We start from the raw sequence: 8,407 nt of genomic DNA, 5'->3' as shown, positions 1-8,407 counted from the left end.
CCAGACGCCTGGCCGCCGACGCCCCCTCCTTCACCCGCATCCTCACCCACCCCGAAACCGGAGCAGTCCTCTCCGTCGGCCGCACCACCTACCGCGTCCCCGCCGACCTCCGCCGCACGCTCGCCACCCGCGACGTCACGTGTCGGTTCCCCGGCTGCACCCGCTCCGCCGCCGACAGCGACATCGACCATGGCGTCGAGTGGCAGCACGACGGAGCTACCGACGCCGACAACCTCGCCCACCTCTGCCGACACCACCACCGACTCCGCCACACCACCACCTGGCAGGTCCGGCACCTCCCCGGCGGAGTCCTCGACTGGACCAGCCCCACCGGACGACACCACACCACGACGCCAGCACCGCGGGACTTCTTCTCGTCGCAACTCGACGCGTGCTTGCGCGCCCTCAACGATCCACCGCCGTTCTAGTACTTGCTCGGCGAGCTGAGGCGCATCTGTACGTCTGTGGCGACCAGGCCCACATCTCAGACCCGCTTCCCGCTTCTCGATGAGGGCGATCAAGTCATTGAGTCACTCCGCGGCGACAGCATCATTCGCCAGGCGACCGGCCGAACTGCCACCCACGCGGGCACTGTGGGGAACCGGGTTCGCCAACGCCCGCGGTGCCGAGCACCGGCCGCGTGCACACAGGGCGACCATGCAGCGACGCGCGCGCGACACCCTGAGGATGCACAGCGGCTCGACGGCGACCGAGACGACTCCCACTCCTCACGTTGCGGAGCCACCGCACGGCCGGCCAGAGCCCACCGACGTCCCGCGCGCCTCCGAGTGTGACGTGGGAATACCGCACCCCCACCCGCGTTGTCCTAGGCTGAACGAGATAGCACGTGCTCCGGGGTCGGTGAGAGTCCGAACCGGCGGTGACAGTCCGCGAGCGGCCGACCACTTCGGTGGGGAGCTGTTGATCCGGTGGAATTCCGGGACCGACGGTTAAAGTCCGGATGGGAGGCGCACGAGCGTCGCGCGCAAGCGCGACGTCGAACGACGGTGCCCTCGCACCGGCGATCGAGACCCCGGAGTTCGGCGACGAACGGAAGACCGGGAATGACGATCGATTTCGAGCACGCGATGCGCAGAGCGCTCGCGATCGCCGAGCGCGGTCCCGCCCGCGGAGTGAATCCGCGCGTGGGCTGCAACCTCCTGGCGCCCGACGGCACCGTCCTCTCCGAGGGCTGGCACCACGGTGCGGGCACCGCGCACGCCGAGGTCGATGCGCTCTCGAAGCTCTCCCCCGGCGTCGCGGCGGGCGCGACGGCCGTCGTCAGCCTCGAGCCGTGCGACCACACCGGCCGCACCGGTCCCTGCAGCCGCGCCCTCATCGAGGCCGGCGTGGCACGCGTGGTCTACGCCGTGAACGACCCCGGCTCGCGCTCCGGGGGCGGCGGCGACACCCTGCGCGCCGCCGGCATCGAGGTGATCGAGGGCGTCCTCGCCGAGGAGGGCGAGGAGTTCCTGCACGTCTGGCTCACCGCCGCCCGCCGGCACCGCCCCTTCGTCACCCTCAAGTGGGCGTCGACTCTCGACGGCCGCACCGCCGCCGCCGACGGCAGTAGCCGCTGGATCACCGGCGCCTCCGCCCGGCAGCGCGTCCACGAGCAGCGCGCCGCCAGCGACGCGATCCTCGTCGGCACCGGCACCGTCCTCGCCGACGACCACGGGGACCGGCTGGTGCTCGAGGAGCTCGCCTCCGTCGCCGCGGGCCGTGAGGCTCGGGTCGTCGGCACGCGCGCGATCCCCGAGGACGCGCACGTGCTCCACCACCCGCATCCGGCGCTGCTCGAACGCCACCACGACCTCGAGGCGGTCCTCGACCGGCTCTACGAGTCCGAGGTCCGCCACGTCTACGTCGAGGGCGGGCCGACCCTCGCCTCGGCACTCGTCGCCGCGGGACTGGTCGACGAGTACCTCGTCTACCTCGCTCCGGCGCTGCTCGGCGGACCCCGCCTCGCGCTGGACGACATCGGAGTCTCGGGCATCGCGGACGCCCGCCGCCTCCGCATCCACTCGGTCGAGGTCCTCGGCGACGACCTCCTCGTGACCGCGCGCCCCGTCGCGCAGCCCGCGGGCGGCGCCGGCGAACCGGCCCGCCTCCCCCACGCCCTGCAGATGGAGACCCACTGATGTTCACCGGAATCATCGAGGAGATCGGCGTCGTCACGGCGGTCGATCCGGGGGCGGACGCGATCCGGCTCACCGTCCGCGGACCGCTCGCCGTCGAGGGCGCCCGGCACGGCGACTCCATCGCGGTCTCGGGCGTGTGCCTGACCGTCGTCGACCAGTCCGACGAGGGCTTCACCGCCGACGTCATGGCGCAGACCCTGCGCATGTCGACCCTGGACGGAGTGGCCGCGGGCGACTCCGTGAACCTCGAGCGCGCCGCCCGGGTGGGCGACCGGCTCGGCGGCCACATCGTGCAGGGGCACATCGACGGCACGGCGACGCTGCTCTCGATCACCCCGGGCGACGCCTGGCGCGTCCTGCGCTTCTCCCTCCCCGCCGCTGCGGCTCCGCTCGTGACCGACAAGGGCTCGATCGCCGTCGACGGCGTCTCGCTCACCGTCTCGGCGATCAGCCCCGCGGCCGAGCCCGAGCAGTGGTTCGAGGTCTCGCTCATCCCCGAGACCCTCGCCGCCACCACCCTGGGCGTCCTCGCCGTCGGCGGCCGGGTCAACATCGAGACCGACATCCTCGCCCGCCACGTCGAGCGGATGCTCGCACTGCAGGCCGTCGCGATCCCCGCGCACGCCCTTCCCGTCACCCTTCCCGGAGGTGGGGCATGAGCCTCTCCAGCATCCCCGAGGCCGTCGCCGCACTGCGCGAGGGCCGTCCGATCATCGTCGCCGACGACGAGGGCCGTGAGAACGAGGGCGACGTCATCGTCTCGGCGCAGCTCGCCAGCCAGGAGACGATCGCCTGGATGGTGCGCAACTCCTCCGGCTTCATCTGCGCCCCGATGACCAACGAGATCGCCGACCGGCTCGAGCTGCCCCTGATGGTCGTCGACAACGAGGATCCGCGCGGCACGGCCTACACGCTGTCGGTCGACGCCGCCGACCGCCTCTCGACGGGCATCAGCGCGTCCGACCGGGCGCACACCCTGCGCGTCCTCGCCGATCCCGAGGCGACGCCGTCTCGGCTGCACCGGCCCGGCCACATCCTGCCGCTGCGCGCGGTGGAGGGCGGCGTGCGCGAGCGCGACGGCCACACCGAGGCCGCGGTCGACCTGATGAAGCTCGCCGGGCTCTACCCCGTCGGCGCGATCTCCGAGATCGTCGCCGAGGACGGCGAGATGATGCGGCTCCCCGGGCTGCTCGCGCTCGGCGAGCGCGAGGGCGTCCCGGTCACCACGGTCGCGGCCCTCATCGAGTACCTGCAGGAGTTCCACTGCGACGCGGAGGTGCCGCTCACGGTCCCCGTGCCCGAGTCCTCCCGCGTGAGCTTCGAGGTCGAGACCACCGTGCCGACCACCCACGGCCCGTTCCGCGTGCGCGCCTACCGAGATCGCCAGACCGGCGCCGACCACGTCGCCGTCGTCGCCGGCGAACTCGGCGGCACTCGTCCGCCGCTGGTGCGGGTCCACTCCGAGTGCCTGACCGGCGAGGCCTTCGGCTCGCTGAAGTGCGAGTGCGGCCCGCAGCTCGACGCCGCTCTCGACACGATCCAGCGCGACGGCGGAGTCGTCGTCTACCTCCGCGGGCACGAGGGCCGCGGCATCGGCCTGATCAACAAGCTGCGCGCCTACCGCTTGCAGGAGGACGGCCTCGACACGCTCGACGCGAACCTCGCACTGGGCCTGCCCGCGGACGCGCGCGACTACGGTGCCGCGGTCGGGATCCTCGAGGACCTCGGCATCCGCGACGTGCGCCTGCTCACCAACAACCCCGAGAAGGTCCGCCAGCTGACCGACCGCGGCATCACCGTCTCCGAGCGCGTGCCGCTCGTGGTCGGCGTCGGCGCGTTCAACGAGGGGTACCTCGAGACCAAGCGCGACCGCATGGGCCACGACATCGAGAACCTCGGCGACCTCGCCGAGCTCGGACACCTCGACGCCGGGATCGCCGGCGCGACGACGAAGGAGTAACAGCATGGCCGGTTCCGGCGCCCCCACCACCTCGCCCCTCGACGGCTCGGGACTGCGCGTCGTCGTCGTCGCCGGGACCTGGCACACGCAGATCTCCGACGGTCTGATCGCCGGCGCCCGCGCCGCCCTCGACGAGAGCGGCGCCTCGTGGTCGCTCGTGCGCGTCCCCGGATCGTTCGAGCTGCCCGTCGCGGCGAAGGTCGCGCTGGACGCGGGTGCCGACGCCGTCGTCGCGCTCGGCGTGATCATCCGGGGCGGCACCCCGCACTTCGAGTACGTCTCGGACGCGGCCACCTCCGGCCTGACGACCGTCAGCATCCAGACCGGCAAGCCCGTCGGCTTCGGGGTGCTCACCCTCGACACCGAGCAGCAGGGCATCGACCGGGCCGGCCTGCCCGGGTCGAAGGAGGACAAGGGCCGCGAGGCGGCGGAGGCGGCGATCGCGACCGCGCTGCTGCTGCGCGAGCTGCGCGGCTGATCGGCGCGCGGTCCCGCTCCGGCCCCCTTCCGCGGGCCGCTACAGCACGAAGCTGGGTGAACACGGAGTAAAGTGGTCGGGCCGTCACGAGCGGCCCGACTCCTCCTCCCCACCGCCACCCGGTCCGCGACGCCCGATCGACGCCTCGCCCGCCGGCACGGGGATCCCCCTGTCTACCGGAGCAACTTCCCTCCCATGTCTCACGCACCCGCCACCGCCGACGCTCCCTCCGCCCCGCAGAACTCCCGCGGCCGCGTCATCCTCGCGAGCCTCATCGGCACCTCGATCGAGTTCTACGACTTCTACGCCTATGCGACCGCCGCCGTGCTGGTCTTCCCGGCCCTGTTCTTCGTGAACCAGGACCCGGCGACCGCGCTGCTCGCCTCCTTCGCCGTCTTCGGAGTCGCGTTCATCGCGCGGCCGATCGGCTCGATCGTCTTCGGCCACTTCGGCGACCGCGTCGGCCGCAAGGGCACCCTCGTCGCCTCCCTGCTCACCATGGGAGTCGCGACCTTCCTCATCGGCTGCCTCCCGACCGCGCTGACGCCCGGCTGGGAGTTCCTCGCGCCCTTCCTGCTCGTCGTGATGCGCTTCTGCCAGGGCCTCGGCCTCGGCGGCGAGTGGTCCGGAGCGGCCCTGCTCGCCACCGAGAACGCCCCCGCGGGCAAGCGCGCGATCTACGGCACGTTCCCGCAGCTCGGCGCGCCCATCGGCTTCATCGTCGCCAACGTCCTGTTCCTGGTCCTCGCGAGCTCGATGGACGACGAGACCTTCGCCGCGTGGGGCTGGCGCGTGCCGTTCCTCGCGAGCGCCGTCCTCGTGATCATCGGCCTCTACGTCCGCTTCAAGCTCGTCGAGACCCCCGCGTTCCAGAAGGTCGTCGAGAAGGGCGAGGTCGCGAAGCTCCCCCTCGCGCGCGTCTTCGTCACCAGCTGGCGTCCGCTGATCCTGGGCACGTTCATCATGCTGGCGACGTACGTGCTCTTCTACCTGATGACCACGTACACGCTGACGTACGGCACCGCGCCCACCGACGGCCCGGTCGCCGGTCTCGGCTACAGCCGCAACGACTTCCTGATCATGCTGATCGTCGGCGTCGTGTTCTTCGGCATCTTCACCCTCGTCTCCGGTCCGCTGGCCGAGAAGTTCGGGCGCCGCAAGCTGCTCATCGCGGTCACCTCGGCGATCATCGTGTTCGGCCTGCTCTTCGTTCCGCTCTTCGGCGGTGGCTTCGTCGGAGTGATGGCCGTGCTGATCCTCGGCTTCACCCTGATGGGTCTGACCTTCGGCCCCATGGGCGCTGTCCTGCCCGAGCTCTTCCCGACCAACGTCCGCTACACCGGCTCGGCGATGTCGTACAACCTCGCGTCGATCCTCGGAGCGGCCGTGGCGCCGATCATCGCGGTCGCGCTCTGGCAGGCGGCGGGCGGCAGCCCGGTGCTCGTGGGCCTCTACCTCAGCGCTGCGGGCGTCCTGACGCTCATCGCGCTGATCCTCTCGAAGGAGACCAAGGACCTCTCGTACACCGACAACGTCTCGTAGTCGTCGGCACGACCGCCGATCGCTCGGCACCCCTCGTTCGGCCCGCCGGTCCCTCCGGCGGGCCGAACCCGTCTCCGGAGCGTCAACCGCTGTTGACATCGGCACTGCGGAGGCCTAGGGTCGTCAATCTAGATTGACATCCGTCGACCGCACGGACGGCGGGCTCGCAGCGACGAGGAGGCAGAATGGACGACGGCACGATCGCGACCCTGGCGGGAGACGCGGGCGCGGACGATCCGCTCACAGCACTCCGGGCGATCCGCCGCCTCCGCGGCGAGCTCGACCGCACCGAGGCGATCGCCGTCCGACGGGCGCGCACCGCGGGTGCGTCGTGGCAGCTGATCGCGCTGTGCCTGGAGGTGAGCCGCCAGGCGGTCCATAAGAAGTACGGCAGGGCATGAGCGGGAACGGACGGTCGATGAGCACCAGCACTCGAAGCGCACGAGGCGGACGGCGCGGCGGACGCGGCGCCGACGACGGGCCCCGCGCCTCCTTCTCGCAGCTCGTCCCCTATCTCCTCGAGCACCGCGGCATCCTCGGCGTCGTCGTCGTGCTGAGCCTGTTCGGAGCCGCGGCGAGCCTCGCGCAGCCGCTGGTCGTCGGCCAGGTCATCACCCGCGTGCAGGAGGGGCTCGACCTCGGTCCGCTCGTCTGGGCGCTCGTCGCCCTCGTCGTCGCCTCCGGTCTCATCTCGGGCTTCGCGCACTACCTGCTGCAGCGCACGGGCGAGGGCATCGTCCTCTCGAGCCGCCGCCGACTGGTCGCGCGCCTCCTGCGGCTGCCGATCCGCGAGTTCGACGCGCGCCGCACCGGCGACCTCGTCTCGCGCGTCGGCTCCGACTCCACGCTGCTGCGCGCCGTGCTCACCCAGGGCCTGGTCGACTCCATCGCCGGCTCGCTCGTCTTCGTGGGCGCGATCATCGCCATGGCGATCATCGACTGGGTCCTCCTGATCATCATCGTCGTAGTGGTCGCCGCCGCCCTCGGCCTCGCGCTGACGCTCGGGCGAGGCATCCGCGTCGCGAGCCGCAAGGCGCAGGAGAAGGTCGGCGACCTCGCCGCCGCGGTCGAGCGCGCCATCAGCGCCGTGCGCACCATCCGCGCGGCCGGCGCCACCGACCGCGAGATCGCGGTGGTCGACACCCACGCGACCGAGGCGTACCGCCTGGGCATCCGCGTCGCCCACATCTCGGCCCTCGTGGTCCCCGTCGCCGGCATCGCCCTGCAGGTCGCGTTCCTCGCCGTCCTCGGCGTCGGCGGCTACCGGGTCGCCTCCGGCTCGATCGACATCGCGCAGCTGGTCTCGTTCATCCTGTTCCTCTTCATGATGGTGATGCCGCTGGGCAACTTCATCGGCGCGATCACCTCGGTCAACTCGGCGCTCGGGGCGCTCGGGCGCATCCAGGAGATCATCGACCTCCCCGTCGAGGGCGACGGGGACCGCGCCAGAACGGTGAGCGGCCTCGGCGTCGGAGTCGGCGACGACGCGATCGCGTTCGAGGACGTCGTGTTCTCGTACGACGAGCAGGCGGCGCCCGTCGACGGTGCCGAGCCGGCGGCGGAGGACCGCGACCGCACCGTCCTGCGCGGAGTCTCCTTCACCGTCCCCCGCGGCAAGCGGACCGCCCTGGTGGGCCCGTCCGGAGCCGGCAAGAGCACGATCCTGGCCCTCATCGAGCGCTTCTACGACCCCGAAGCGGGAGTCGTGCGCCTGGGCGGCGTCGACATCACCGCCGTCGACCGCGACGCCCTCCGCGCGCAGATCGGCTACGTCGAGCAGGACGCGCCGGTCCTCGCCGGCACGATCCGCGAGAACCTCGTCCTCGGCCGCCCCGACGCCGACGACGCCGACTGCCTCCGCGTGCTCGAGGCCGTCAATCTGACGGACGTCCTCGAGCGCAACCCGCTCGGACTGGACGCTCCCGTGGGCGAGAGCGGCGTGATGCTCTCAGGAGGCGAGCGCCAGCGCCTCGCCATCGGCCGCGCGCTGCTGGCCGCGCCGCCCATCCTGCTCCTGGACGAGTCCACCTCGAGTCTGGACGGGCTGAACGAGCAGCGCCTGCGCCTGGCGATCGACGCGGTCGCCGAGAACCGCACGCTCCTGGTCATCGCGCACCGCCTGTCGACCGTCGTCGACTCCGACCGCATCGTCGTGCTGCAGAAGGGCGAGGTGGTGGGCGTCGGCACGCACTCCGAGCTGGTCGAGTCGACGCCGCTCTACCGCGACCTGGCGAAGCACCAGCTCCTGGTCTGAGCGGGGCCGGGCGGGGCGGCGCGGGCTGGGTT

Annotated in this window: 8 protein-coding genes and 1 riboswitch; all 8 genes read left to right on the top strand. The window is 72.0% G+C overall.

Annotation, left to right across the window (positions count from 1 at the left end; genetic code table 11):
• Positions 1–428: HNH endonuclease signature motif containing protein (locus NB037_RS17370; RefSeq protein ID WP_251948021.1), on the top strand; the 428-nt coding region annotated here is incomplete at its 5' end.
• A 416-nt stretch (positions 429–844) separates the two neighbouring features.
• Positions 845–977, top strand: a riboswitch (FMN riboswitch).
• An 87-nt stretch (positions 978–1,064) separates the two neighbouring features.
• Complete coding sequence (gene ribD / locus NB037_RS17365) at positions 1,065–2,141, top strand: bifunctional diaminohydroxyphosphoribosylaminopyrimidine deaminase/5-amino-6-(5-phosphoribosylamino)uracil reductase RibD (RefSeq protein ID WP_251948020.1); 1,077 nt, start codon at positions 1,065–1,067, stop codon at positions 2,139–2,141.
• Positions 2,141–2,800: a riboflavin synthase gene (locus tag NB037_RS17360; RefSeq protein ID WP_251948019.1), complete on the top strand. Its 660-nt coding sequence runs from the start codon at positions 2,141–2,143 to the stop codon at positions 2,798–2,800. The genes ribD and NB037_RS17360 overlap by 1 nt, the downstream gene beginning before the upstream one ends.
• Positions 2,797–4,101, top strand: a complete 1,305-nt coding sequence (ribA, locus tag NB037_RS17355; RefSeq protein WP_251948018.1) for a GTP cyclohydrolase II — start codon at positions 2,797–2,799, stop codon at positions 4,099–4,101. Before NB037_RS17360 ends, ribA begins: the two co-directional genes overlap by 4 nt.
• A 4-nt stretch (positions 4,102–4,105) precedes the next feature.
• Complete coding sequence (gene ribH / locus NB037_RS17350) at positions 4,106–4,579, top strand: 6,7-dimethyl-8-ribityllumazine synthase (RefSeq protein WP_251948017.1); 474 nt, start codon at positions 4,106–4,108, stop codon at positions 4,577–4,579.
• A 195-nt stretch (positions 4,580–4,774) separates the two neighbouring features.
• Positions 4,775–6,121, top strand: coding sequence for an MFS transporter (locus NB037_RS17345; protein WP_251948014.1), 1,347 nt, complete (start codon positions 4,775–4,777; stop codon positions 6,119–6,121).
• 185 nt (positions 6,122–6,306) lie between these two features.
• The gene (locus tag NB037_RS17340; RefSeq protein ID WP_251948012.1) at positions 6,307–6,522 is read left to right on the top strand and encodes a hypothetical protein; all 216 of its coding nucleotides are present in this window, start codon (positions 6,307–6,309) and stop codon (positions 6,520–6,522) included.
• Between the two features lie 17 nt (positions 6,523–6,539).
• Positions 6,540–8,375: an ABC transporter ATP-binding protein gene (locus NB037_RS17335; RefSeq protein WP_251948010.1), complete on the top strand. Its 1,836-nt coding sequence runs from the start codon at positions 6,540–6,542 to the stop codon at positions 8,373–8,375.
• Positions 8,376–8,407: the final 32 nt, after the last annotated feature.

Origin of the sequence: Rathayibacter rubneri (assembly GCF_023743255.1) — a bacterium.
GTDB classification, from domain to species: Bacteria; Actinomycetota; Actinomycetes; order Actinomycetales; family Microbacteriaceae; genus Rathayibacter; species Rathayibacter rubneri.
This window is presented reverse-complemented; position numbering and strand designations above follow the sequence as displayed.

Bases quoted from the DNA above. Each gene is read 5' to 3' on its own strand.
- ribD (WP_251948020.1), top strand. From the start codon at position 1,065: ATGACGATCGATTTCGAGCACGCGATGCGCAGAGCGCTCGCGATCGCC.
- NB037_RS17360 (WP_251948019.1), top strand. From the start codon at position 2,141: ATGTTCACCGGAATCATCGAGGAGATCGGCGTCGTCACGGCGGTCGAT.
- ribA (WP_251948018.1), top strand. From the start codon at position 2,797: ATGAGCCTCTCCAGCATCCCCGAGGCCGTCGCCGCACTGCGCGAGGGC.
- ribH (WP_251948017.1), top strand. From the start codon at position 4,106: ATGGCCGGTTCCGGCGCCCCCACCACCTCGCCCCTCGACGGCTCGGGA.
- NB037_RS17345 (WP_251948014.1), top strand. From the start codon at position 4,775: ATGTCTCACGCACCCGCCACCGCCGACGCTCCCTCCGCCCCGCAGAAC.
- NB037_RS17340 (WP_251948012.1), top strand. From the start codon at position 6,307: ATGGACGACGGCACGATCGCGACCCTGGCGGGAGACGCGGGCGCGGAC.
- NB037_RS17335 (WP_251948010.1), top strand. From the start codon at position 6,540: ATGAGCACCAGCACTCGAAGCGCACGAGGCGGACGGCGCGGCGGACGC.